We start from the raw sequence: 23,039 nt of genomic DNA on the forward strand, positions 1-23,039 counted from the left end.
CTGCTCAAGGAGAGCCAAACCACCAGCAGCACCAGGCCTATGGCGATCGATGCGCCGATGGCGAGCCTAAGCCGCAGCGAACGGATCATGCCGGCCCGTCCGGCAAAACGTAGCCGAAGCCGCGCCGGGTTTCGATTGCGCCGCTTTCGGTCTTCTTGCGCAGACGGGCGATCATCGCCTCGACGGCGTTCTTGGCCGTATCGTCATCGCGGCCCTGGACATGGCTCGCCAGTTCCAGCGGCGTAACCACCTGGCCCTTGCGGTCGAAAAAGAGCGCGACCATGCGGTACTCGAGAGGACTGAGTTCGAGCGGCGCTCCATCGAAGGTCACGCGTCGCGTCGCCTCGTCGAGGGTGAAACGTCCGGCGGCCCGCACCGATGTGACGCGCGGGCCGGCACGCCGCAACAGGGCCCTCAGTCGCGCCAGCAGCTCCTCGGCCCGAAAAGGCTTCGGCAGATAATCATCAGCGCCGGCATCGAACCCGTCGACGCGCTCCATCCAGGAGCCACGCGCCGTCAGCACGAGGACGGGCGTCTCCAGCCCCGCCTGTCGCCAGCGCTTGAGGATCGACAGCCCGTCCATGCCCGGCAGACCGAGGTCGAGGATGATTGCAGCATAGTTGCCGCTTTCCCCTCGCTCCCAGATGTCCGGCCCCAGCGCAAGCGTATCGACGCCATAGCCTTCCGCCTCGAGCCTGCTTGTCACGTGGGCTGCGATATTGGGATCGTCCTCCGCCAGAAGAATGCGCATTCCGCCCCTCAGAAACCGAAGATGTTCATGAATTTTCCGGTGCGCGCGTTGATGCGCAGGTTTCGGATCGTCCCTTGCCGGTCACGCGTGCGCAGCCGGTAGACCTCGCTGCTGCCGGAGTGCCTGAGATCAACCGCGATGACCGTGCCGTATTTGTCCTCGTCGACCAGTCGCAGAACATCCTTCAACGGCAGGATATCGCCTCTTTCGACGGCGTCGCGCGCACGCTCCTGGTCGCTGCGGCGACCGCTGCCGCCGCCGCTTGCGTCGTCATCGTCGTCGTCATCATCGCCGTCGTTGCCACCGCCGTCGTTGCCGCGATCGTCGTCGTGGTCGTCATCACCGCCACCGTGGCCGCTGCCACTGTTGTCGCCGCCGCCACCGTGTGAACCGCCGCCACCGCCGGATTCGCCATCCTTTGCCAGAGCCGCAAAGCGATCGGGCTGCGGCGTCAACGAAAGCAGGAGCGAGCAGCAGAAGAGCGCTATCAGGTCTCGTCGTGTCATCGCCATGGCGTCATCCGGTCGCGGTTGCCTCTTCGGTTTGGTTTCAGCGTTCATTTCCTCACCGCGCGCGGGCCCTGCCGTCAAGGCGCAAGCCTACGCCAGGCGCGACCACAACGCCAGCAACGCGCATACCCCCAGCGCCGCTTTGGCACGGGGGCATGCGCTAGCCGGATCGAGCCGCCGGGCGGGCTGATGGCGGTCGACCTTCGCTCCGACGCATCGTGCGGGGGTAATGCGTCGGGCATTTCTGGACAGATTAGGGCGCCGGCCTGATGGAGACGGTGGTAATCGGTCCCGGGTTGCGGCGGAAGTCGCCGCGGTGCGGCTCGACCTTCACGACACGCACACCATGTTCGAATTCCACTTCGACCTCCAGCACACGCCCGAGATCGTCGACGGCGATCAGCGACCCGTCGCGCAGACCGCGAAGGCTTTCCTCGGAAACGCGGAGCTCGATCTCGGGACGGTCGCGGGCATCCCGGAAGTCGTCGTCATCGCGATCGTCATCGTCGTCATCGCGATGGCGGTCGCCGTGGTGACCGCCCTGATCGTTATCGTCGCGGTCGTCGTTGTCCCGACCACCTCGGTCGTCGTTGTCGCGATCATCTCGGCCATCGTGACCGCGACCATCGCGGTCGCCACCGCCATGATCGTCGCCGTCATCGTCATCCGCGAGGGCCGCGGCCGAGAACGGATGCGCAGGACCATTGGCGATGACAGACAGGCCGATCGGCGCGGATACGAGGCCGCAGAGGCCGACGGTGGTAACAAGCAGGGCTTTTCGCAGCGCGGAAGTCATGATCTCCGATCCTTCTCCGGTTGCCGATGCACAGACAATGGCATCCGCCCCCTGACAGATCGCTGAGGCAGGTTGTCAGCATTCTGTCAGGAACGTGCCGGCACGAGCCCGCAACGAAAAAAGCCGCCCAGCAGGCGGCTTTCATCAGGTCTCTTGATCGACGGTAGCGCGGCTTAGCGCGGCGCCAGAACCATCATCATCTGACGGCCTTCGAGCTTCGGCTCGGCCTCCACCTTGGCGATCGCCTGGGTGTCGTCCTTGACCTGAAGCAGGAGCTTCATGCCCAGTTCCTGGTGGGCCATTTCGCGGCCGCGGAACTTCAGCGTGACCTTGACCTTGTCGCCGTCCTCGAAGAACCGGTTCATCGCCTTCATCTTCACGTCATAGTCATGCGTGTCGATGTTCGGGCGCATCTTGATTTCTTTGATTTCGACGATCTTCTGCTTCTTGCGCGCTTCGGCCGCCTTCTTCTGGTTGGCGTATTTCAGCTTGCCGAGATCGAGGATCTTGCATACCGGCGGTTCGGAGTTCGGTGCGATCTCTACCAGATCAAGACCGGCCTCTTCCGCCATGCGGAGCGCCTGGTCGATCGGGACGGCACCGATATTCTGGCCTTCGGCATCGATAAGCTGAACCCGGGGAACCCGGATTTCCTTGTTTGAGCGCGGTCCCTCCTTGACGGGGGCGTCCGTTTTGAACGGTCTGCGAATGGTCGTACTCTCCTCGAGCTGTTTACGGAATATAGTTTAATTCGATCATCGGCGCGATCACATATGAAGCGCCTGAATCTGTCACCGACGGCAATGTGTGAATTGCGACGGGAGAGTCAATAGCACGGCTTGCAAGGAAAATCACCACCTGTCGATACCAAGGCGAATCTGTTTTAGAAAGAAAATCGCCAGCGAAACCGGCCTTTGGAGAGAAATTGCATGCAGGATACGCCATCCGAGACGGAAATCAGCTTCATCGACGTCGGTGCGCCTGCGGCTGAGCGCAGGATCGCGATGCGCGTGCGCCACCCGGAAAAGCCTTCGGAACAGCCGACGCTCGTCTGGCTCGGCGGCTACCGTTCGGACATGACCGGCACCAAGGCGGTCGAGGTCGAGCGTTACGCCATGGAGCGAGGTGCGGCCTGTGTGCGCTTCGATTACTCCGGCCACGGCTCCTCCGGCGGCGCCTTCACCGACGGCACTATCTCGCGTTGGCTCGAAGAGAGCCTTGCCGTCATTGATCAGGCGGCGCCGGGGCGCGTCGTGCTGGTCGGCTCGTCGATGGGCTGCTGGATCGCGCTGCGGGTTGTCCAGGAACTCAGGCGGCGTGGCGACGGATCGCGTGTCGCCGGCCTCGTCCTGATCGCTCCGGCGCCGGACTTCACGGCGGAACTGATCGAACCCAACCTGACGGAAGCGGAGAGGTTCTCGCTTGCCGAACGCGGCTATTTCGAGGAACCTTCCGAGTATAGCCCGGAGCCGAACATCTTCACCCGCGCGCTGATCGAAGACGGGCGCCTCAACCGGGTGCTCGACGGCACGATCACCACCGGCTGCCCGGTACACATCCTGCAGGGCATGCGCGACCCCGACGTTCCCTATACCCACGCGTTGCGACTGATGGAGCACCTGCCGTCGGACGATGTCGTCATGACGCTCATCCGCGATGGCGATCATCGCCTTTCGCGTGAAGAAGATATTGCTAAAATGAAACAGGCCATCGGCACGATGCTCGCCTGATGCCGGGCGGGGACAAGCCCCGCCCCTTCCACCACAACGCGAACCGAAACACGCCCTGCACCGTGGACCGCCTGCGGTGCAACGGTTTGCGTGCGCTCCGCCGCGCTTTTAACCATAAAACCCGATGTCCCGATTCCGACGATTGACTCTGCAGCGCCGACGCTATTAACTCTTTATTAACGATTAGAGCAGCAGCGGGGACGAACCTAAAGAAGCTGCCTTCAACTCAGGATTGCGCGAATACGTCCGGACAGAGAGCGTCCGGCATACCGCGCCGCAGGGGACTTGTATGGCGTCTTGGACTGGGGTTAAGGGAAGTATCGCAGCGCTTTGCGCACTTTTCATTTCAGCAAACACGGCAATTCCTGCACAGGCAGGATCTTCTCCATGGATGCAGACCGGCTCCGCCACTTCTCAGCCGATCGGTCACTATGAGTTCTGCCAGAAGTACAAGAGCGAATGCAATGTACGTTCCAAGGGAACGGTCGCTGTGCGCGTGACTGAACGCGGTTGGGCGACGATCCGGCAGGTGAATGCCGCGGTCAATCGCGAGATCATACCGGTCACCGATCTGGAACTGCATGGCAGAGACGAAGTCTGGTCCTATCCGGACAAGGCCGGTGACTGCGAGGATTTCGTACTCGAAAAGCGCAAGCGCCTGATGAGCAAGGGTTTCTCGGCCAGCGATCTCTTGATCACCGTCGTTCGCAAGCCCGATGGCGAAGGCCACGCTGTGCTGACCGTGCGCACGTCGCAGGGCGACTTCATTCTCGACAATCTCGAAAACGGCGTAAAGCTCTGGACCAACACGCCTTACCGCTATCTGAAGCGCCAGGCCTCGAACCACAGCGGCCGCTGGGTCACCATCCAGAATGGCGCGGAAGTCGTCGTCGGCTCGGTCGGCAACTGATCCAGGGCAAAGCAAAGAGTTTCAAAAGGGCCGGTCACACCGGCCCTTTTTCGTATCTGCCGCTCGCCCGTCACGCGTTGCCGATCAGGATGCCGGCCGCCAGCACCAGGCCGCCACCGAGCACGACCTGAAATGCGGCCCTGAGGAACGGCGTTTCCATGTAGCGGTTCTGGATGAAGGCGATCGCCCAGAGTTCGAAGAAGACGATTACGGCCGCGGTGGCGGTCGCCGTCCAGAAATGCGGGATCAGATAGGGCAATGCGTGGCCGAGACCGCCGAGTGCAGTCATGATGCCGGAGGCCAGGCCCCGCTTGATCGGCGAGCCGCGACCGGAGAGCTTTCCGTCATCGTGGGCGGCTTCGGTGAAGCCCATGGAGATGCCGGCGCCGACGGAGGCCGAGAGGCCGACGAGAAAGGTCTGCCAGGTGTCCTGGGTCGCGAAGGCCGCGGCGAAGATCGGTGCCAGTGTCGAAACCGAGCCATCCATCAGGCCGGCGAGCCCGGGCTGAACGTAAGTCAGGATGAACTGCCGGCGTGCGGTCTGGTCCTCCTCGGCGCGCACGTCCTCGGGCGTGTGCTGTTCGCCAAGCCGGCGGGCGAGCGATTCATGGGTTTTTTCGGCGATCGCGAGATCGCCGAGCAGCTTGCGGGTGGCCGCATCCTGGGTTCGCGCCGCGGCCTCAACATAGAACCGGTGCGCTGCCTCCTCCATTGCTTCGGCTTCCTCGCGCGCCTTTTCGATCGGCATTTCGGCAATCAGCCAGTCCGGCTTGCGCTCGGGGAAGTCACGCACGTGTTCGCGCCGGATCAGCGGAATACGGCTGCCGAAGCGCTGGACATGCAGATCGATCAACCACTGCCGGTGGTGGCTTTCCTCCTCCGCCATTTCCTCGAACACTTTTGCCGAGTGCGGATACTGCTGCCGCAGCGCGTCGGCGTAGGCGAGATAGATACGCCCGTCGTCCTCTTCCGAGGAGATGGCGAGCGCCAGGATTTCCTGTTCGCTTAGGGAAAGAAAGGGCCGTTTGGATCGGGAGAAAAGGCGCGAAAACATCGGAATGAAACCTTCTTTAGAATAATTCTAAAATAGAAATCGAAGAATGCGTCGTCAAGGCCAAAGCCATGCAATCATGCGACAATCTCTCGACAGGGCGTCGCGGCTGAGCCACGATGAAGGCTCCTGCGAATCCCCTTCATTCCCGGAGCGATCGCCTCGATGAGGACCATCTATCCGCTTTCCGAAAGCAAGGACACGTTTCTGGATCGTCTCGGCGCAAGGGTTGCCGCGCGGCTGCAAGCGCAGACATCCGGCTACGAGCCTTATACTCCTTCCGATCAGGAAACCCTGGCGCGCACGCTCCGCCCGGGCGACGTTCTCTTGATCGAAGGCAACCAGAAGGTTTCGGCCGCGATCAAGTATCTGACGCAATCGACCTGGTCGCACGCCGCCTTCTTTGCCGGCGACCAGATGCCGCTGACGCTCGATCAGGCGACATTGCCGGTGATCGAACGGCCGCAGCTCATCGAGGTCAATATCGGCGAGGGCTGCGTCGCGGTGCCGCTGAAGAAATATGCATCCTTCAACACGCGGATTTGCCGGCCGATCGCGTTGACGCCGGATGATCGCACGGCGCTCGTCGGCTTCATGATCTCGCGGCTGGGGATGAAGTATGACCTGAAGAACATTCTCGACATGCTGCGCTACTTCATGCCGACACCGCCGGTGCCGGTGCGCTGGCGCCGCCGCCTGCTAGCCTTCGGCTCGGGCGATCCGACGCGGGCGATCTGCTCGACGCTGATTGCGGCCGCCTTCGAGCAGATCCGCTATCCGATCCTTCCCGAAGTCACGCGCGCGCCCGGGCGGGCCGCGGCCACCTCGACCTATTCCCGCGAGGAGATCCTGCACATCCGGCACCACTCGCTCTACACGCCGCGCGATTTCGACCTCTCGCCGTTCTTCGCGATCGTCAAGCCGACGCTGGAGTTCGGCTTCGACTACAAGCGGCTGCGCTGGTATGCCGCCGATGAGAGCAATCCCAGGAAAAGCGTGTAGCGGTTTTCCTGGGATTGCTCCTTTCTAAAGATTGAGCGCGAGCGCCTGTTCGCGGGCCATGAAGTCGCGCTGACGATCGGTGATGTAGTCGCGCACGATCGGAGCGGCATCGCGCGAGCGCGAGAGCTGCATGTGGAAGACAAGCTGGCTGCCGGTGCGGAACATCATCTCGGCGCTGATCAGGTAGAACTCCCACATGCGGGCAAAGCGCTCGTCGTAAAGGGCGATCACCTTGTCGCGGTTCGCCTCGAAGCGCGCACCCCAGTGCGCAAGCGTCGTAGCGTAGTGCACCCGCAGGAATTCGAGATCGCTAACCCAGAGGCTGTTGCGCTCGACGACCTCGAAGACCTCCGAAAGCGCCGGCGAATAGGCGCCGGGGAAGATGTACTTGCGAAGCCACGAACTGGCCATGCCGGGCGGGCTCATGTGTCCGATCGAATGCAGCACCGCCAGGCCATCATCCGGCATCAGCGCGTTGAGCTTCTTGAAGAACTCGTCATAGTGGTGGACGCCGACATGCTCGAACATGCCGACCGAGACGATGCGGTCGAACGGCCCCTGCACATCGCGATAGTCCTTGAGCTCGAAGCGCACCCGGTCCGACAGGCCCGCCTTGCGCGCCCGTTCGGTAGCAAGCGCCTGCTGCTCCTTGGAAAGCGTCACGCCGAGCACCTGAACATCGGCGAGCTGCGCGAGGTACATCGCAAGATCGCCCCAGCCGCAGCCGATGTCCAGCACCTTCATGCCGGGCTCCAGGCAAAGTTTGGAGGCAAGCAGCCTCAGCTTGTTGCGCTGCGCCGTCTCCAGCGTTTCATTGGGCTCGCGAAAGTAGGCGCAGGAGTAAAGCATGTTCTCGTCGAGGAACAACTTGTAGAATTCGTTGCCGAGATCGTAGTGATGCGCGACGTTCTGCTGCGCCTTGCCCTTGGGATTTGCCTGCTGACGCTTGCGGAAGCGCATCTTCACCGCGCGCAGGAGCTTCTGGATCGGGTAAGAGCCGAGCGACAGCCGGTTGATCGAAAACAGCGTCAGGAAATCCCTGAGGGTCGAGCCCTCTTCGAAGCGCATGGTGCCGTCCATATAGGCTTCGCCGGCGGCGAGCTCCGCATTGAAGACGAGGCTGCGGTAGAGCTTCTTGTCGGTGAGGCGCATCGTCACCTCGGGCCCAGGCGTCCCGGAAAAGACGTGGCGCTTGCCGTCAGCGTCGATCACCGTCAGGCGACCCTTGCGAATGAAAGACTTCATCATATGCGACAGTGGGAACATGCAGGCCCTCTCGTGACACGAAGCAGTGTGACGGCGGCATCCTAGCACCCGTTTTTCGAAATGCGCTCCCTAAATTTGTGGTTGCTGATCGAAGCTGCCGATACGAAAACGGGGACGGCAACTGTCGCTACCGTCCCCGTTCCAAATTGACCTGGCTTATGCCTCAGTCCTTGGCGCGCTCGACGTAGGAGCCGTCTTCCGTCGCGATGACGACGCGGGTGCCGGCCTGGATATGCGGCGGAACGAGCGTGCGAACGCCGTTCGACAGGACAGCCGGCTTGTAGGACGACGAGGCCGTCTGGCCCTTGACGACCGGCTCGGTCTCGGTGATTTCGAGGATCACGTGGCGCGGCAGGTCGATGGCGATTGCCAGGCCTTCGTGGACCGAGAGAATGCAGGCCATGCCTTCCTGCAGGTAGGCCTTGAGATCGCCGATATCGTCCGTGCTCATGACCAGCTGGTCATAGCTTTCCGGGTTCATGAAGTGGAAGCCTTCGGCATCTTCATAAAGGAAGGTGTGTTCGCGGTCTTCGACGAAGGCGCGCTCGACCTGTTCGGTCGTGCGGTAGCGCTCGGAGACCTTCACGCCGTCGGAGATGCGGCGCATGTCGACCTGGGTGACCGGCGTGCCCTTGCCCGGGTGGAAGTTCTGGGCGGTAAGCACGACATAGAGCTTGCCGTCGACGTCGAGAACGTTGCCCTTACGGACAGATGAAGCGATGACCTTGACCATTAGTCTTCCTTGTAACAGAGGTATGCGCGACACCGCGGGCCGGAAACACTGGCCCTGAAGGACGCGAAAATAAGGATTTCGCGCCGCCACTACCCTAATTTCGTGCAAATAGCCAGCCTGAGCCGGCATCTGCGCGAAGAAAGCCTGGACTGAACCGATCATGTCGCATGCCTCACCCTGGTGGACACCCGATGTCCATGCCGACCGGCGCCCGTTTCTTCTCGGCCGCAACCGGATCCAATCGGCATTGCGCCGGTTCTTCGAGACGCGCGATTTCATCGAGGTCGATACCGCGACGCTGCAGGTCTCGCCCGGCAACGAGGCGCATCTGCACGCCTTCGCGACAGAGGCGCTCGATCATGACGGCTCCGGCCACCCGCTCTACCTGCACACTTCGCCGGAATTTGCCTGCAAGAAGCTGCTGGCGGCCGGTGAACAGCGCATCGCCTGCTTTGCCCATGTCTACCGCAACCGCGAGCGCGGCCCGCTGCATCATCCTGAGTTCACCATGCTCGAATGGTATCGCGCCGGCGAGGGTTACGAGGCGCTGATGCGCGACTGCGCCGAGATCCTGGCGCTCGCCGCAGAGACCACCGGGACCAGACAATTCGCCTTCCAGGGCCACATCTGCGATCCCTTCGCCACGCCCGAGCGGCTGAGCGTCGCAGAAGCTTTCGCGCGCTTTGCCGGCATCGACCTGCTGGCCTCGATCGCCGCCGACGGCGAAACCGACCGCGAGAAACTCGCCGCGGAGATGACCGCGGCCGGCCTTCGGGTCGCCCATGACGACACCTGGGCGGATCTCTTCAGCCGCGTGCTCGTGGAAAAGGTCGAGCCGCATCTCGGCTTCGGCCGCGCGACGATCCTCGACGAATATCCGACCGCCGAGGCAGCGCTGGCGCGGCCAGCGGCGCGCGACCGGCGCGTCGCCGAACGCTTCGAGCTCTATGCCTGCGGTGTGGAGCTCGCCAATGCCTTTGGCGAACTGACTGACGCGGCGGAACAGCGCCGGCGCTTCGAGATGGAAATGGCCGAGAAGGCGCGCGTCTACGGCGAGACCTATCCGCTCGACGAAGATTTCCTGGCAGCGCTCGCCATCATGCCCGAGGCAAGCGGTATCGCTCTCGGCTTCGACCGGCTGGCGATGCTGGCAACCGGTGCGTCGCGCATCGACCAGGTGCTCTGGGCGCCGGTGCCGGAGACGCGATCATGAACGTCCATCGCCCGATCAAAACCGCGCGCGAGCTGGTTGATGCCGGCCTTATCGACAGAGCCGAGGAGGCGGCGGTGGCCACCGTCGCCGAGCGCTATGCCGTTGCGATCAGCCCCGTGATCGCCGGCCTGATCGACCCCAGCGATCCCCATGATCCGATCGCCCGGCAGTTCGTGCCCGATGCCGCCGAGCTGACGCTGCTGCCTGAGGAACGCGAGGACCCGATCGGCGACAAGCCGCATAGCCCGGTCACCGGCATCGTCCACCGCTATCCGGACCGCGTCCTGTTGAAGGCCGTGCATGTCTGCCCGGTCTATTGCCGCTTCTGCTTTCGCCGCGAGATGGTGGGGCCGCACGGCCTCGGCACGCTGACACCGGCCGAGCTCGACGCCGCGATCGCCTATATCGCTGCGCATGAAGAAATCTGGGAGGTGATCCTCACCGGCGGCGATCCGCTGATCCTGTCGCCACGGCGGCTCGGCGAACTGATGGAACGGCTGAAGCCGATCCCGCATGTGAAAATCGTTCGTTTCCACACGCGCGTCCCCGTCGTCGAGCCGGCGCGCATCGACGCCGACCTGATCGAGGCGCTGAGGGCCAGTGGCAAGGCGACCTATGTCGCGCTTCACGCCAACCACCCGCGCGAACTGACGGACGAGGCGCGCGCTGCTTCGGCGCGGCTGATCGATGCCGGCATCGTCATGGTCAGCCAGTCGGTGCTCTTGAAGGGCGTCAACGACGATCCGGACGTGCTCGCCGGCCTGATGCGTGCCTTCGTCGAGACGCGGATCAAGCCCTACTATCTGCACCACCCGGACCTCGCCCCCGGCACCAGCCACTTCCGCCTGTCTATCGAGGAAGGCCAGGCGCTCGTCGCCACGTTACGCGGTCGTGTTTCCGGTCTCTGCCAGCCGGCCTATATCCTCGACATTCCCGGCGGACACGGAAAGGCAGTGATCAGCGCCGCGGCGATCGCGGCCGATGGCGGCGGCTGCTACACGGTCACGGATTTTCGCGGCGGCGAGCACAGCTACCCACCGAAAGCCGGATGACCGCGAGAAATCGCGACTCTCAAATTATTGAAACTTCTTCAAAATATTCAGCTCATGCATTTTTCTTCGCGTCCTGCGAGAAAATTCATGGAGCCGCGTCACAGCTGTGCGGCGTCGATCGTCAATTGGTCATAGGCAACACGACAACGATGGAGTTGAGACCATGACCGATACCAAAGCCGTCCGCTACGAACAGGAAATCCCGGATGTACTCGGCGCGCTCGCCGATGTGCACAAGGCCATGGACCTGCACGGGCTCGACCGGACGATCCACAATCTCGTGCAATTGCGCGCCTCGCAGATCAACCGCTGCGGCTTCTGCGTGAAGATGCACACCAAGGAATCCCGCGCCGAGGGCGAGAGCAACGAGCGGCTCGACCGCATCATCGTCTGGGACCAGGTCAATGATTTCTCGCCGCGCGAGAAGGCAGCACTTGCCTGGACCGAGGCGCTGACCGAACTTGAGCCCCGCACCGATTTTTCGCCGCTCCGCGCCGAGCTGCGCCAGCACTTCAGCGAGAAGGAAATCAGCGTCATCACCTCGACGGTGGCGATGATCAACCTTTGGAACCGCATCCAGATTTCGAGGCACTGACATGAACGACAGGCAGCACATGCAGATCTTCGAGGAGGCGCGTCCGCGCCTTCTCGGCCTCGCCTACCGCATTCTCGGCTCGCGCGCCGATGCGGAAGATGCGGTGCAGGACACCTTCCTGAAATGGCAGGAGGTCGATCGGGCATCGATCGACACGCCGGCGGCCTGGCTGACCACTGCCTGCACCCGGCGCTGCCTGGATCTCCTGAAGGCCGCACACCGCAAGCGCGTCGACTATGTCGGCGCCTGGCTGCCAGAACCGATCCACACGGCAGCCGAAGACAATGCCGAAGAAAAGCTGGCGCTCACTTCTTCGCTCACAACCGCGTTCCTGCTGATGCTCGAGCGACTGACCCCGAAGGAGCGCGCGGCCTACCTGTTGCACGAGATCTTCGGCCAGCCCTATGACGAGGTCGCCGAAACCCTGGACATGCAGGAGACCGCCGCCCGCAAGCTGGTCTCGCGCGCCAAGACAAACATCGGGCTCGAAAAGGCCCGTCACCAGACGCCGCGGGAACGCCAGGACGCGTTACTCTCGGCCTTTCACCAGGCGATCCACGGCGGCAGTGTCGCCGGTCTCTCGGCGCTGCTTTCCGCCGACGTGAAGCTGACGGCCGACGGCGGCGGCAAAGTTGCGACCGTGCTCGGCGTGCTCGCCGGCAAGGAGACGGTGCTCGCCTTCATCATCGATCGGCTTACCGAATACTGGGCGCACTACGTCTGGGAGATCGGCGACATCAATGGCGGCCGCGGCATCGTGCTTCGGGACGAAGCGAAAAACGAGATCGCCGCAACCGTCGCCTTCGGCTATGACGGCGACGGAAACGTCAACGACATCTTCATCATGCGCAACCCGGACAAGCTCACGCATTTTGGCGAGGCTGCGCTCCACTGACATAGCGGCACCGCCGAAGCGAGCGCGATTACCCGAAACCGGATCGACCGGTGCGCGTTCGCCGTGGTGTCCCGCGTGAGGTACTGACATGCTTGAAAAAACACCCGCCCCCCAACAGGAAACCGGCTGGCGCGCGCTGCTGACAGGCGATAACGCCGTGCATTCGCTCGTGCTCAGCGGCGGCGTCGCGCTGCACGCGCTCAACGTCTATGTGGTGACGACGATCATGCCGTCGATCGTGCGCGAGATCGGCGGGCTCGAATATTATGCCTGGAGCACGACGGTCTTCGTCGCGGCCTCGATCCTCGGCGCCGCACTGTCGGCACGGCTGCTTGGTGCCGTCGGCGCCGGCCGCGCCTATGCGATCGGCGCACTTGTCTTCGGCCTGGGTACGCTGTTTTGCGCCACGGCCCCCTCCATGACCATCCTGCTTGCCGGCCGTGCGATCCAGGGTTTTGGCGGCGGCCTGCTCTATGCGCTGGCCTATGGCGTGATCCGGCTGGTCTTCCGGCCCGAACTCTGGACCCGCGCCATTGGCCTGATCTCGGCAACCTGGGGAACGGCGACTTTGATCGGGCCTGCGATCGGCGGCATGTTTGCCGAGTTTTCCACCTGGCGCGTCGCCTTCTGGTCACTGCTGCCGCTGACGGCGCTGCTTGCGGCACTCGCCTTCTCCACGCTTCCGCGCAAGGCGGCGAACGATGAAGGGCGTACGCCGCTTCCCCTGCTGCAACTCCTGTTTCTCGTCGGCATCGTGCTCGCGCTATCGGTTGCAAGCACGCGCACCGTCGCCTTCGAGCAGATTGCCTGCGTTGGCGCGGCGGTCCTCCTGTTCCTGAGCCTGCTGTTGGTCGAGCGTCGCGCGGCGGGCAATCTCTTGCCCTCCGGCAGCTTCACCCTCACCTCCCCGCTGGCCGCCCTTTATGCTACGATCACGCTGCTGATGGTGGGCCTGCAGCCGGAAATCTATGTGCCGTATCTGCTGCAGGAACTGCATGGGTTGTCACCGCTGGTGGCCGGCTATATCGCAGCGCTGATGTCGATCGGCTGGACGGCGGGATCGATGACGAGTGCCCATTGGCACGGAGAACGGGCGAAGCAGACGATCTTTGCCGGTCCGGCCCTCGGCTTCGTCGGCCTGGCCCTGATCGCCTTGTTCATGCCGATGGCGGGCGCGGAGTTCCTGGTCATCGCGGCGCCACTCTGCGCAGGCATTGTCGCGGTCGGCTTCGGAATGGGCTTTGCCTGGCCGCATATCGTTACCGCTGTCTACGAGTTCGCGCCGGAGGGCGAAGCGGAGAAGGCCTCGAGTTCGATCACCACTGTCCAGCTCTTTGCCGCCGCACTCGGCGCAGCGCTGGCCGGACTGACGGCCAACCTCGCCGGGATCGAGTCATCGGCAGAAGGCGGCGTGGCGCTGGCGACGACCTGGCTCTTCGGCCTGTTTGCGCTGCTGCCGGCGCTGGCGCTGCTGACGGCCAGGCGTGTACGGCGCGCAAGACGAACGACGGCCTAGGCCATCGACTAATGCGGCCCGCCGAAAACCACGGCGGGTCGCTGCCAGACACAGCGGCACCGCTAGCGCGTTCGACGTGGCGCCGCCGGGAGGGAACGATGGAAGCCGAGGGCATCGGCCTTCATGGCGTGCGGGAAACGCTGCTGATCACGCTCCGGGCGAAGGCTGCGGAAAGCGCGCTGCCCGATTCTCTCCTGCACGACCGCTTCGCCGCCGAGCTGATGCGACGCCTCGACGGCAAGGCGAAGGCGCCCGATGTCGGTCACGACATGACGATCGGCATCGCGATGCGCGCCTATCTGCTCGACCGCTGGACCCGCGCTTTCATCGAGAGCCATCCGGATGCGGTCGTGCTCAACCTCGGCTGCGGCCTCGATACGCGGATCCTGCGGCTCGATCCGCCCTCCTCCGTCGCCTGGTTCGACGTCGACTTTCCCGACGTGATCGCCTTGCGCCAGCAGCTCTTCGCCGATCGTGTCGGCTGCACTACGATCGCCTCATCCATTACCGAGCGGGACTGGATCGACCGCATCCCTGACGACCGGCCGGCGATTATCGTCGCCGAGGGGGTACTGCCCTATCTTCACGACCAGGAAGTGCGCGATCTCATGCGGCGGGTCGTCACCTGCCTTGCCGGTGGCGAGATCGTCTTCGACGCCTATAGCCATCTCGGTATCGAGCTTCTGCGTTTCAACCCGTCTTTGCGCGCGACGGGTGCGGAGTTGCGCTGGGGGATAGAGGACGCAGGGGCGCTGGAACGGGACGTGCCGGGGCTGACGCTGCTCGAAGACATCCACGACTACGATGCCGCGCAGATCGCGCGCATGTCGCCGATGGCGCGAATTGCGGTCCAGTTCGTCAGTGTGATTCCCATGCTGCGCCGCATGGGGCGCCTGCTGCGCTACAGTTTCAAGCAAGCATGAAAAAGGCCGCGCCTTGCGGCGCGACCCTTCGATTGCAGGCGGTCGATCTCGGCCAATCAGGCCTTGATCGGCGCGATCGAGATTTCGACGCGGCGGTTCTGCGCGCGGCCGGCTTCGCTCGAATTGGAAGCGATCGGGCGCTCCTTGCCGTAGCCCATCGCCGACATGCGGCGCTGGTCGACGCCCTGGCCAGCCAGATAGTTGGCAACCGAAGCGGCGCGGCGCTCGGAGAGGCCCTGGTTGTACGAGGCGCTGCCGGTGGCGTCGGTGTGACCGTCGACGTCGATCATCGTCTTGTTGAACTTGCGCAGCACGATCGCCACCGAGTTCAGGGTGTCGTAGAAGGCCGGGATCACCTGGTCGCGGTCGGTCGCGAACGTGATGTTGGACGGCATGTTGAGGATGATGCGGTCGCCGGCGCGGGTGACCGAGACGCCGGTGCCCTGAAGCTGGGCGCGCAGTTCCGCTTCCTGGTTGTCCATGTAGTTGCCGATCAGGCCGCCACCGAGACCGCCGATCGCGGCGCCGACGAGCGCGGAGTCGCGCCGGCCTGCGGCACTGCCGCCGACGAGCAGACCGGTCGCAGCACCGAGACCCGCGCCGATCAGCGCGCCGCCGGCCGTGTTCGACATCTTCTGCTCACCCGTATAGGGATCGGTGGTTGTGCATCCCGAAAGATAGATGGCCGCGACAGCCAGAATGGCGCATTTCTTGATCATGGAATCAGTTGTCCCCATTGGTGCTCGAAAGTGCTTCATACTAGCGATTGCGGCAGGAAGATGAAGAGGCGTCCCAATCACGCCATGGTTTACCGGCAATTGCCGTGTTGCGCGGATTCGGTGTGCCAGTCGGGCCACACTATAACCGATCCTTCACATGCCCTTGATAGGACGGACATCCAGGCGACCAAAACATATAAGCGGCCTTCAGACGCCGCCCATTGATAAGAACGAGGCAATATTTGATGGCAATCGAGTTCGGCGACACGCAACGCAGTCTCAGCGACACGCTCAACGGCATGATTGCCTCTATTCGCGGCGAGACGATCACGCTGCGCGAGCTGATGACCGAGATCGGCGAACAGGGGTTCCTGCTGCTGTGTGCCCTTCTGACGCTGCCGTTCCTGTTGCCGGTGTCGATCCCGGGTGTCAGCACCGTTTTCGGCGCGGCAATCATCCTGATCTCCGTATCGATCACGCTCAACCGGCTGCCCTGGGTGCCACGGCGCATTCTCGACCGCAAGATCGAGACCGAGAAGCTGGTTCCGACCCTGCAGAAGGGGGCAAGCATCGTCTCCAAGCTCGACCGCTATGTGCGGCCGCGCCTGGGCTTCCTGACGCAGGGCATCATGATGAACCGCTTCAACGGCCTGATGATCATGGCCGGCGGCATCCTCCTGATGTTCCCGCTCGGGCTCATTCCGCTGTCGAACACCCTGCCGGGGATCGCGATCCTGCTGCTCTCGCTCGGCATCATCCAGCGCGATGGGCTGATGGTGGCGGGCGGCTATCTCTTCCTGATCGCGACGACCGTCTATTTCACCGTGCTTGCCTATATGGCCTTTGCCGCCGGCCAAGGCCTGTCGACGTTCTTCGTTTCCTGACGCGCGTTCGCACAGACTGCATGAACAGGCCCGGCTGACTGCCTGGCCTTTTCCTTCTTAGGCAGCCAACCCGCCGAAAGCCCGGTAGCTGGCGAAGTCCGTACGGATGCCAAGCGTCTTCATTAGCGCTTCGCGATCGAGACCGAGCTGGCGGTCGAATTCGATGAGCGCGGCTGCGACCTTGGGCGCGACGTCAGCACTCGCGAATTCGATCATGGTGATGAAATCGAACTGGCCGGGACCGGCGTGCTGTTCCAGGAACAGGTCTTTCACATAACCGTCCTGCTTGCGGATGACAGCCAACGTCTTGTCGACCAGTTCGGCGAATTGCTGCCGTGCTTCCACCGGCACGGTGTATTTGTTGATGCGGTAAAGTGGCGCCACGCGATTTGACTGATTGCTCATAGCTCTTTTCCTCTCATCTCTTTTTGAACGAGAGCAGTCGTACGACCTCAAGTAAGGTTGAGGTCAATAGCGGTAAACGCATTTTCCGATTGCCTGATCCCTAGCTGGAAATGCCAGTCAGCACATTGGCGACGTTGAGGCCGATTTCCGGCACGCCGTAACCGCCCTCCATGCAGACGACGACCGGCAGGCCGGCACGCTTCAACGCTTCGCCCATGCGCAGATAATCGTCAGACTTCAGCCGAAAGAACGAAATCGGGTCGCGCTCGAAGGTATCGACGCCGAGCGAGACGACCAGGGCCTCGGCACCGAACGCCTCGATGCGGGACAGCGCGTCGGCCATCGCCGCCGACCAGGCGTCAAACCGCGTGCCGCGCGGCAGCGGATAGTTCCGGGTCGTGCCCAGCCCCTCGCCGGCGCCTTCCTCATCGGCAAATCCGAGGAAATGCGGGAAGGCTTCGACCGGGTCGCCATGCAGCGAGGCGAAGTAGACGTCGCCGCGCTCGTAGAAGATATCCTGGGTGCCATTGCCATGGTGGAAATCGACGTCGAGCACGGCGACCTTCTGCGCGCCGTGATCCCTTAGGCGTTGGGCGGCGCAAGCAGCGTTGTTGATGAAGGAATAGCCGCCATAGAGATCGATCGCCGCATGATGCCCGGGCGGGCGGCAGAGCGCGAAGGCGGCATGGTTGCCGGCGTGGATGTGGTCGGCGGCCGAGATGGCGCAATCCACCGCCGCACGGGCGGCGGCATAGGTCCCCTCGGTGATCGCCGTTTCCGCCGCAAAGGAATAATAACCGAGCGCACCGTCGATATCTCTCGGTGGATGCTGGCGCATACGCCGCGCCGGGAAACAGGCCGGGATCGCCTCGCCGCGGTAACCGTCGGCAACCCAACGGGACCAGGCGGTTTGGAGAAACGCGAGATAGTCAGGCGCATGCAGTTTGAGCGCGACCTCGAGATCGTGGCGCTCGGGTGCTGCAACATCGTGGAAGCCCGCTTCCTTTACTGCTGCCAGGATCCACTCGGCGCGAAACGGCGCTTCGAAGGGCGGTACGAGTTCACCGCCGAAAAGCTCGGTCTTGGCGTCGCGGAGCTTGTGGTCCTCTGTGTAAAAGATGCGCATGGGGGGTATCCTGAAGAGGCAACAGATGGGTGCCGGTACCCTACCCCAGGTTTTAGGGTTGGCAACCGGCCCTCGTCCGGCCTGCCGGCCACCTTCTCGCCGCAGAGCCGGGGCGAAGGAGCGGTGACCGCTCGCCTCGACAACAGGACCGTTGAAGGGCCATAGCTCCGCTCGGCAGCGTTGCGAACGGGCACGTCCCCTCTCCCCGCGAGCGGGGAGAGGGTTAGGGTGAGGGGCATCGTGAGACGCAATAGATGCCGCTAAGCCGCAATGCGCTTGTAAAAGAACGTGGTGGCGCAGAGGCCGCCTTCCGGCCACATCGCATAGTCGGGGATAACGCCGACGCGCTCCCAACCCAGGCGCGGATAGATCGCCTCGGCATCGCTTCCCGTCGCCGTATCGAGCACCAGCAGCGTCTTGCCGCGCGATGCGGCCTCGCGCTCGACCGCCTCCATCAGCCCGCGCGCCAGGCCCTTGCCACGCGCGTCGCGATGCACGAGCAGTTTCTTCAGGTCGCCGCGGTGCGGCTGGTTCGGCATCTGCGCGACACCCACCTGCACGGTGCCGAGGATGCGGCCGGCCTCCTCCGCCACCATCAGCAGCGTTTCGTTCGCAGCGACGGCCTCAACGACACCGCGCCAGTAGGCAAGCGCGCTTTCCGGCGGATAGGGCTGCATGAAGCCGACCGATGCGCCGCCCTCGACGCAATCGGAAAGCACCTCGGCAAGCGCCGGCATGGACTCGCGGGCTTGGGCTTCATCGAGCAGACGGATCTGAATATCGGACATGGTCAAACCTTGGTGCGGCAGAGGACGACGGCATAGTGAGCCGGCTCATCGTGGGGGTTGTGGAAGATGTGGCCGTGTTCCAGCCCCATGAACAGGCAGTCGCCTGGCCCAAGGGAATGGGAGCCGGATTCGGTCGTCATTTCGAGTCGCCCGGAGAACAGCCAGAGATGCTGGGTGATGCCCCGGTCCGATGGCTGCCGCTCGAATACCACGCGGGCGCCCGGCGGAAACTCGACCTCGACGATATCGACAGGCGAGCCGAGACCGTCCGGCGAAACGGAGCGACGCAGATAGCCGGATTCCGGATCGCGCCAGAGTCGTTGTTCCGCACGCCTTGCAAGCGGCGACGCCTCCTGCGTTTCGAAGGCGAAAAGCGCGGAGAGCGTGGTTGAGAGCGCGCTGCAGAGCTTGGCGAGAAGCTGGGCTGTCGGGCTCGCCTCGCCGCGCTCGATGCGCGAGATCATAGCCCGACTGACGCCGGAACTGGCGGCGAGCTCGTCCAGCGTCAGGTTCTGTTGGTTGCGCAGAGTGCGAATGCGCTCGCCGATGGCATGTTCGAGGGGGTCGATAGCGTTTTCCATTATTTGAGATTGCATTTCTCATATAATGGAGTCAAGACGCAGACAGACTGAAAATACGGGCATGCGATGCCGCTTTGGCGACAGCGCGACACAGGGCTTTCGGCTATCGTGGCTGTTTCGCGAGCACAAACGAGAAAAGCTTACACTTCAATACTTTAGATAGTTCTCATCGATCACGCCCAGTGCACCTATCCCGTGCGCCTCCATCGACAGGTTGGACATGACTAAGCAGCCCTCCTCGCTGACCTCGATCGCCAGCATCGTCGCCTCGATGACGGCGGTGGCGATCGGCAACGGCATGATGCTCGCCTATGTGCCCTTTGCGCTGACGCGTTCCGACGCACCGGACTGGGTACCAGGTGCCGCCGTGACGATGATCGCCTTCGGTGGATTGGTCGGCTGTGTCATCGCCGGACCGATGATCCGTCGCGTCGGCCATGCCCGCGCCTTCTCCTGCTCGATGGCACTCGTCATCCTGTCGGCCCTGACGATCGCGCTCGGCATGCATCCGCTTTTGTGGGTGCTTGCCCGCGGCCTTTATGGCGCGTCCGGCAACACCAACTTCATCATCGCCCAGAGCTGGCTCAACCATGCGAGCGAGAACCACTGGCGCGGTAAGGCCATGGCTCTGTTCTACATGGCCTATGTCATCGGGCTCGGCACCGGTGCCTGGCTGTTCGGGCAGATTCCGGCCGATGGCAACCTGCCACCGCTCGTCACCATCTTCTTCACGGCACTCGCGCTCTTGCCGATCGGGCTGACGCGGCTGCCGACGCCACCGGCCCCCGCCAAGGTCAGCATCGACATCCCCATGGTCTGGCGCAATTCCCCCGTCGCCTTCATCGGCGTGCTCGCCGCCGGCGGCCTTTCGATGGTGGTACAGGGCTTCACGCCGATCTATGCGGCCGCCAACGACGTCAGCCAGAGCGACGTCGCCAACCTGATGTTCGTCATGCAGTTCGGCCTGATCGCCATCCAATATCCGATGGGAACGCTGTCGGACCGGATCGACCGCCGCCTGGTGCTGATCGGCACCTGCCTGCTGATCCTTACCGCCGGCTTCTTCGCGCTTTCGGCGTCGTTCAGCAATCTGATCCTCTTGATGCTGGTCTTTGCGCTGTTCGCCGGGGCGGTCGAGACCGTCTATTCGATCGCCAATGCGCATGCCAACGATCGCACGGATCCCGCCGATTTCGTGCCGCTTGCCAGCACCATGCTGGTCGCCTGGTCGATCGCCGCGACCGTCGTGCCGATGCTGGTAACGCTGCTGACACCGGTCTTCGGACAGCGCACTTTCATCTATGCGGCGATGGTCGTTGCCGCCCTTTATGCGTTCTTCGTGCTCTTGAGACTGAGGAAACGTGACGAGGTGCCGGCGGCCGAGCGCGAGAGCTTCGAGATCAGGAGCGCGCAGGTGCCGAATGCCGGCGCGCTCGTCGATGCGGAAGCGAGCGCCGAATAGGCCGATTTATAGTGAACGAAGCCTTCATTTCCCGCTTTGCGGCGGTTGAAGGCACTGCTATATGCGGCCCATGAGCACAACATCTTCGAAAACGCCCCTTTCGCATATCCGCAACTTCTCGATCGTGGCCCACATCGACCACGGCAAGTCGACGCTTGCCGACCGGCTGATCCAGTCCACCGGCGGTCTCGCCGAACGCGAGATGTCCGAGCAGGTGCTCGACAGCATGGATATCGAGCGCGAGCGCGGCATCACCATCAAGGCCCAGACGGTGCGCCTGCACTACAAGGCCAATGATGGCGAGACCTATGTGCTGAACCTCATCGACACCCCCGGCCACGTCGACTTCGCCTACGAAGTCTCGCGCTCGCTGTCGGCCTGCGAAGGCTCGCTGCTCGTCGTCGACGCGTCCCAGGGCGTGGAAGCCCAGACGCTCGCCAACGTCTACCAGGCGATCGACAACAATCACGAGCTCGTCACCGTGCTCAACAAGATCGACCTGCCGGCGGCCGAACCCGACCGCATCAAGGAGCAGATCGAGGAAGTGATCGGCATCGACGCTTCGGACGCGGTTTTGATTTCGGCAAAGACCGGCCTCGGCATTCCCGATGTGCTCGAAGCTATCGTCACCAAGCTGCCGGCGCCGAAGAGCGAGGGCGGCGACGCGGCGCCGTTGAAGGCACTGCTCGTCGACAGCTGGTACGACACCTATCTCGGCGTCATGGTTCTCGTGCGCATCATCGACGGTACGCTCAAGAAGGGCATGACCATCCGCATGATGGGCACCGACGCCAAGTACACGATCGAGCGCGTCGGCGTGCTGACGCCGAAGATGGTGGCGATGGATGCGCTCGGCCCGGGCGAGATCGGCTTCATCACCGCCTCGATCAAGGAAGTGGCCGACACCCGCGTCGGCGATACCATCACCGAGGACAAGCGCCCGACCGCCAAAGCCCTGCCGGGCTTCAAGCCGGCCCAGCCTGTCGTGTTCTGCGGCCTCTTCCCGGTCGATGCCGCCGACTTCGAGGACCTGCGCTCGGCCATGGGCAAGCTGCGCCTCAACGACGCGTCGTTCTCGTTCGAAATGGAATCCTCGGCAGCGCTCGGCTTCGGCTTCCGCTGCGGCTTCCTCGGGCTGCTGCACCTCGAAATCATCCAGGAACGCCTGGAGCGCGAGTTCGACCTCGACCTGATCGCGACGGCCCCTTCGGTGGTCTACAAGCTGTTCATGACCGACGGCTCGGAGCGCGAGCTGCACAACCCGGCCGACATGCCCGACGTCGTCAAGATCGCGGAAATCCACGAGCCGTGGATCCGCGCGACGATCCTGACGCCCGACGACTATCTCGGCGGCATCCTGAAGCTCTGCCAGGACCGTCGCGGCATCCAGATCGAGCTGACTTACGTTGGCACCCGCGCGATGCTGACCTACGACCTGCCGCTCAACGAAGTCGTCTTCGATTTCTACGACCGACTGAAGTCAATCTCCAAGGGTTATGCCTCGTTCGACTACCAGATCACCGAGCACAAGGAAGGCAATCTTGTGAAGATGTCGATCCTCGTCAACGGCGAGCCGGTCGATGCGCTGTCGATGATGGTGCACCGGATGGCGGCGGAAAAGCGCGGCCGCGAAATGTGCGAGAAGCTCAAGGAGCTTATCCCGAAGCACATGTTCAAGATCCCGATCCAGGCGGCGATCGGCGGCAACGTCATTGCCCGCGAAACCATCTCGGCGCTCCGCAAGGACGTGACCGCCAAGTGCTACGGCGGCGACGCCACCCGCAAGCGCAAGCTTCTGGAAAAGCAGAAGGCCGGCAAGAAACGCATGCGCCAGTTCGGCAAGGTGGAGATCCCGCAGGAAGCCTTCATCGCCGCGCTCAAGATGGGCGACGAATAAGCGCCGGAGCACACCTCTACGTTTGAAAGGGCGGCCCTCGGGTCGCCCTTTTTGGTTTGGGTTTGCGTTGCATATCGCTTTGCGGTCGACGAAGGCCCGCCCTGCCGTACCAGACAATGCCCGCCGACTGCCTGGGGGCGGCGTTCAAATACCGGGGCGTCGTTGCCCGGTCCGGGATTGGATCCTCCGATCAAGCCTGACAATAGCAACTGGGTGGAGGTGACGCGTCAGCGAG

At 63.2% G+C, this 23,039-nt stretch carries 24 protein-coding genes; 13 read left to right on the top strand and 11 right to left on the bottom strand.

Features of this window, described 5'->3' with window-relative positions; genetic code table 11:
* Window positions 1-85 precede the first annotated feature (85 nt).
* Complete coding sequence (locus tag I8N66_RS09890) at window positions 86-751, bottom strand: response regulator transcription factor (RefSeq protein WP_113538908.1); 666 nt, start codon at window positions 749-751, stop codon at window positions 86-88.
* A gap of 8 nt (window positions 752-759) precedes the next feature.
* Complete coding sequence (locus I8N66_RS09895) at window positions 760-1,263, bottom strand: hypothetical protein (RefSeq protein ID WP_291152974.1); 504 nt, start codon at window positions 1,261-1,263, stop codon at window positions 760-762.
* Between the two features lie 313 nt (window positions 1,264-1,576).
* Here I8N66_RS09895 and I8N66_RS09900 point away from each other — a divergent pair, with 313 nt between their 5' ends.
* Window positions 1,577-2,122, top strand: a complete 546-nt coding sequence (locus tag I8N66_RS09900) for a hypothetical protein (RefSeq protein WP_291152977.1) — start codon at window positions 1,577-1,579, stop codon at window positions 2,120-2,122.
* Window positions 2,123-2,229: 107 nt separating this feature from the next.
* Here the strand turns inward: I8N66_RS09900 and infC are convergent, their stop codons facing one another.
* Window positions 2,230-2,766 carry a translation initiation factor IF-3 gene (gene infC, locus I8N66_RS09905; protein WP_057247869.1) on the bottom strand — a complete coding sequence of 179 codons (537 nt, stop codon included), beginning with the start codon at window positions 2,764-2,766 and terminating at the stop codon, window positions 2,230-2,232.
* Between the two features lie 219 nt (window positions 2,767-2,985).
* Here infC and I8N66_RS09910 point away from each other — a divergent pair, with 219 nt between their 5' ends.
* Window positions 2,986-3,786 (top strand): alpha/beta hydrolase, encoded by an 801-nt coding sequence (locus I8N66_RS09910; RefSeq protein WP_223726131.1) that lies wholly within the window; start codon window positions 2,986-2,988, stop codon window positions 3,784-3,786.
* A 289-nt stretch (window positions 3,787-4,075) separates the two neighbouring features.
* The gene (locus I8N66_RS09915; protein WP_291152982.1) at window positions 4,076-4,696 is read left to right on the top strand and encodes a transglutaminase-like cysteine peptidase; all 621 of its coding nucleotides are present in this window, start codon (window positions 4,076-4,078) and stop codon (window positions 4,694-4,696) included.
* A gap of 70 nt (window positions 4,697-4,766) precedes the next feature.
* Here the strand turns inward: I8N66_RS09915 and mbfA are convergent, their stop codons facing one another.
* Window positions 4,767-5,750, bottom strand: a complete 984-nt coding sequence (gene mbfA / locus I8N66_RS09920) for an iron exporter MbfA (protein ID WP_113538904.1) — start codon at window positions 5,748-5,750, stop codon at window positions 4,767-4,769.
* Window positions 5,751-5,912: 162 nt separating this feature from the next.
* On the opposite strand from mbfA, the gene I8N66_RS09925 reads away from it, so the two are divergent.
* Window positions 5,913-6,749 carry a lipo-like protein gene (locus tag I8N66_RS09925; RefSeq protein WP_291152986.1) on the top strand — a complete coding sequence of 279 codons (837 nt, stop codon included), beginning with the start codon at window positions 5,913-5,915 and terminating at the stop codon, window positions 6,747-6,749.
* Window positions 6,750-6,773: 24 nt separating this feature from the next.
* Here the strand turns inward: I8N66_RS09925 and I8N66_RS09930 are convergent, their stop codons facing one another.
* Complete coding sequence (locus I8N66_RS09930) at window positions 6,774-8,015, bottom strand: cyclopropane-fatty-acyl-phospholipid synthase family protein (RefSeq protein WP_291152989.1); 1,242 nt, start codon at window positions 8,013-8,015, stop codon at window positions 6,774-6,776.
* A gap of 163 nt (window positions 8,016-8,178) precedes the next feature.
* A complete protein-coding gene (efp, locus tag I8N66_RS09935) occupies window positions 8,179-8,748 on the bottom strand; it encodes an elongation factor P (RefSeq protein WP_291152992.1) in 570 nt (189 codons plus the stop codon).
* A 160-nt stretch (window positions 8,749-8,908) separates the two neighbouring features.
* On the opposite strand from efp, the gene epmA reads away from it, so the two are divergent.
* The 6 genes from epmA (at window position 8,909) to I8N66_RS09965 (ending at window position 14,942) form a co-directional block, all read left to right on the top strand.
* Window positions 8,909-9,961, top strand: coding sequence for an EF-P lysine aminoacylase EpmA (gene epmA / locus I8N66_RS09940; RefSeq protein WP_291152996.1), 1,053 nt, complete (start codon window positions 8,909-8,911; stop codon window positions 9,959-9,961).
* Window positions 9,958-11,013 carry a lysine-2,3-aminomutase-like protein gene (locus I8N66_RS09945; protein WP_291152999.1) on the top strand — a complete coding sequence of 352 codons (1,056 nt, stop codon included), beginning with the start codon at window positions 9,958-9,960 and terminating at the stop codon, window positions 11,011-11,013. Before epmA ends, I8N66_RS09945 begins: the two co-directional genes overlap by 4 nt.
* Window positions 11,014-11,176: 163 nt before the next feature.
* Entirely contained in the window at window positions 11,177-11,608 is a 432-nt protein-coding gene (locus tag I8N66_RS09950; protein ID WP_113538899.1) for a carboxymuconolactone decarboxylase family protein, read from the top strand.
* Window position 11,609: 1 nt separating this feature from the next.
* A complete protein-coding gene (gene sigJ / locus I8N66_RS09955) occupies window positions 11,610-12,503 on the top strand; it encodes an RNA polymerase sigma factor SigJ (protein WP_113538898.1) in 894 nt (297 codons plus the stop codon).
* An 88-nt stretch (window positions 12,504-12,591) separates the two neighbouring features.
* Window positions 12,592-14,019, top strand: coding sequence for an MFS transporter (locus I8N66_RS09960; RefSeq protein ID WP_291153005.1), 1,428 nt, complete (start codon window positions 12,592-12,594; stop codon window positions 14,017-14,019).
* Between the two features lie 98 nt (window positions 14,020-14,117).
* Complete coding sequence (locus I8N66_RS09965) at window positions 14,118-14,942, top strand: class I SAM-dependent methyltransferase (protein WP_291153008.1); 825 nt, start codon at window positions 14,118-14,120, stop codon at window positions 14,940-14,942.
* A gap of 56 nt (window positions 14,943-14,998) precedes the next feature.
* Here the strand turns inward: I8N66_RS09965 and I8N66_RS09970 are convergent, their stop codons facing one another.
* Window positions 14,999-15,661 carry an OmpA family protein gene (locus I8N66_RS09970; protein WP_113538895.1) on the bottom strand — a complete coding sequence of 221 codons (663 nt, stop codon included), beginning with the start codon at window positions 15,659-15,661 and terminating at the stop codon, window positions 14,999-15,001.
* A 245-nt stretch (window positions 15,662-15,906) separates the two neighbouring features.
* On the opposite strand from I8N66_RS09970, the gene I8N66_RS09975 reads away from it, so the two are divergent.
* On the top strand, window positions 15,907-16,545 hold the full coding sequence (locus I8N66_RS09975) for an exopolysaccharide biosynthesis protein (RefSeq protein WP_291153011.1): 639 nt from the start codon (window positions 15,907-15,909) through the stop codon (window positions 16,543-16,545).
* A gap of 57 nt (window positions 16,546-16,602) precedes the next feature.
* On the opposite strand, the gene I8N66_RS09980 is transcribed toward I8N66_RS09975, so the two are convergent.
* From I8N66_RS09980 to I8N66_RS09995, 4 genes are all read right to left on the bottom strand, one after another.
* Entirely contained in the window at window positions 16,603-16,950 is a 348-nt protein-coding gene (locus I8N66_RS09980; RefSeq protein WP_291153013.1) for an antibiotic biosynthesis monooxygenase, read from the bottom strand.
* A gap of 100 nt (window positions 16,951-17,050) precedes the next feature.
* The gene (locus I8N66_RS09985; protein ID WP_291153015.1) at window positions 17,051-18,076 is read right to left on the bottom strand and encodes a histone deacetylase family protein; all 1,026 of its coding nucleotides are present in this window, start codon (window positions 18,074-18,076) and stop codon (window positions 17,051-17,053) included.
* 260 nt (window positions 18,077-18,336) lie between these two features.
* Window positions 18,337-18,864 carry a GNAT family N-acetyltransferase gene (locus I8N66_RS09990; RefSeq protein WP_291153018.1) on the bottom strand — a complete coding sequence of 176 codons (528 nt, stop codon included), beginning with the start codon at window positions 18,862-18,864 and terminating at the stop codon, window positions 18,337-18,339.
* A 2-nt stretch (window positions 18,865-18,866) separates the two neighbouring features.
* Window positions 18,867-19,445 (bottom strand): helix-turn-helix domain-containing protein, encoded by a 579-nt coding sequence (locus I8N66_RS09995; RefSeq protein ID WP_291153021.1) that lies wholly within the window; start codon window positions 19,443-19,445, stop codon window positions 18,867-18,869.
* 220 nt (window positions 19,446-19,665) lie between these two features.
* Here I8N66_RS09995 and I8N66_RS10000 point away from each other — a divergent pair, with 220 nt between their 5' ends.
* Window positions 19,666-20,907 (top strand): MFS transporter, encoded by a 1,242-nt coding sequence (locus I8N66_RS10000; RefSeq protein ID WP_291153024.1) that lies wholly within the window; start codon window positions 19,666-19,668, stop codon window positions 20,905-20,907.
* Between the two features lie 61 nt (window positions 20,908-20,968).
* The gene (gene lepA, locus I8N66_RS10005) at window positions 20,969-22,804 is read left to right on the top strand and encodes a translation elongation factor 4 (RefSeq protein ID WP_291153027.1); all 1,836 of its coding nucleotides are present in this window, start codon (window positions 20,969-20,971) and stop codon (window positions 22,802-22,804) included.
* Window positions 22,805-23,039: the final 235 nt, after the last annotated feature.

Source organism: Ensifer sp. SSB1 (assembly GCF_016652895.1).
Lineage (GTDB): Bacteria > Pseudomonadota > Alphaproteobacteria > Rhizobiales > Rhizobiaceae > Ensifer.

Bases quoted from the DNA above. Each gene is read 5' to 3' on its own strand.
- I8N66_RS09890 (WP_113538908.1), bottom strand. From the start codon at position 751: ATGCGCATTCTTCTGGCGGAGGACGATCCCAATATCGCAGCCCACGTG.
- I8N66_RS10000 (WP_291153024.1), top strand. From the start codon at position 19,666: ATGACTAAGCAGCCCTCCTCGCTGACCTCGATCGCCAGCATCGTCGCC.
- I8N66_RS09910 (WP_223726131.1), top strand. From the start codon at position 2,986: ATGCAGGATACGCCATCCGAGACGGAAATCAGCTTCATCGACGTCGGT.
- I8N66_RS09990 (WP_291153018.1), bottom strand. From the start codon at position 18,864: ATGTCCGATATTCAGATCCGTCTGCTCGATGAAGCCCAAGCCCGCGAG.
- I8N66_RS09925 (WP_291152986.1), top strand. From the start codon at position 5,913: ATGAGGACCATCTATCCGCTTTCCGAAAGCAAGGACACGTTTCTGGAT.
- I8N66_RS09950 (WP_113538899.1), top strand. From the start codon at position 11,177: ATGACCGATACCAAAGCCGTCCGCTACGAACAGGAAATCCCGGATGTA.
- mbfA (WP_113538904.1), bottom strand. From the start codon at position 5,750: ATGTTTTCGCGCCTTTTCTCCCGATCCAAACGGCCCTTTCTTTCCCTA.
- efp (WP_291152992.1), bottom strand. From the start codon at position 8,748: ATGGTCAAGGTCATCGCTTCATCTGTCCGTAAGGGCAACGTTCTCGAC.
- I8N66_RS09945 (WP_291152999.1), top strand. From the start codon at position 9,958: ATGAACGTCCATCGCCCGATCAAAACCGCGCGCGAGCTGGTTGATGCC.
- I8N66_RS09960 (WP_291153005.1), top strand. From the start codon at position 12,592: ATGCTTGAAAAAACACCCGCCCCCCAACAGGAAACCGGCTGGCGCGCG.
- I8N66_RS09980 (WP_291153013.1), bottom strand. From the start codon at position 16,950: ATGAGCAATCAGTCAAATCGCGTGGCGCCACTTTACCGCATCAACAAA.
- epmA (WP_291152996.1), top strand. From the start codon at position 8,909: ATGTCGCATGCCTCACCCTGGTGGACACCCGATGTCCATGCCGACCGG.
- I8N66_RS09975 (WP_291153011.1), top strand. From the start codon at position 15,907: ATGGCAATCGAGTTCGGCGACACGCAACGCAGTCTCAGCGACACGCTC.
- lepA (WP_291153027.1), top strand. From the start codon at position 20,969: ATGCGGCCCATGAGCACAACATCTTCGAAAACGCCCCTTTCGCATATC.
- sigJ (WP_113538898.1), top strand. From the start codon at position 11,610: ATGAACGACAGGCAGCACATGCAGATCTTCGAGGAGGCGCGTCCGCGC.
- I8N66_RS09970 (WP_113538895.1), bottom strand. From the start codon at position 15,661: ATGATCAAGAAATGCGCCATTCTGGCTGTCGCGGCCATCTATCTTTCG.
- I8N66_RS09930 (WP_291152989.1), bottom strand. From the start codon at position 8,015: ATGTTCCCACTGTCGCATATGATGAAGTCTTTCATTCGCAAGGGTCGC.
- I8N66_RS09985 (WP_291153015.1), bottom strand. From the start codon at position 18,076: ATGCGCATCTTTTACACAGAGGACCACAAGCTCCGCGACGCCAAGACC.
- I8N66_RS09965 (WP_291153008.1), top strand. From the start codon at position 14,118: ATGGAAGCCGAGGGCATCGGCCTTCATGGCGTGCGGGAAACGCTGCTG.
- I8N66_RS09895 (WP_291152974.1), bottom strand. From the start codon at position 1,263: ATGGCGATGACACGACGAGACCTGATAGCGCTCTTCTGCTGCTCGCTC.
- I8N66_RS09915 (WP_291152982.1), top strand. From the start codon at position 4,076: ATGGCGTCTTGGACTGGGGTTAAGGGAAGTATCGCAGCGCTTTGCGCA.
- I8N66_RS09995 (WP_291153021.1), bottom strand. From the start codon at position 19,445: ATGGAAAACGCTATCGACCCCCTCGAACATGCCATCGGCGAGCGCATT.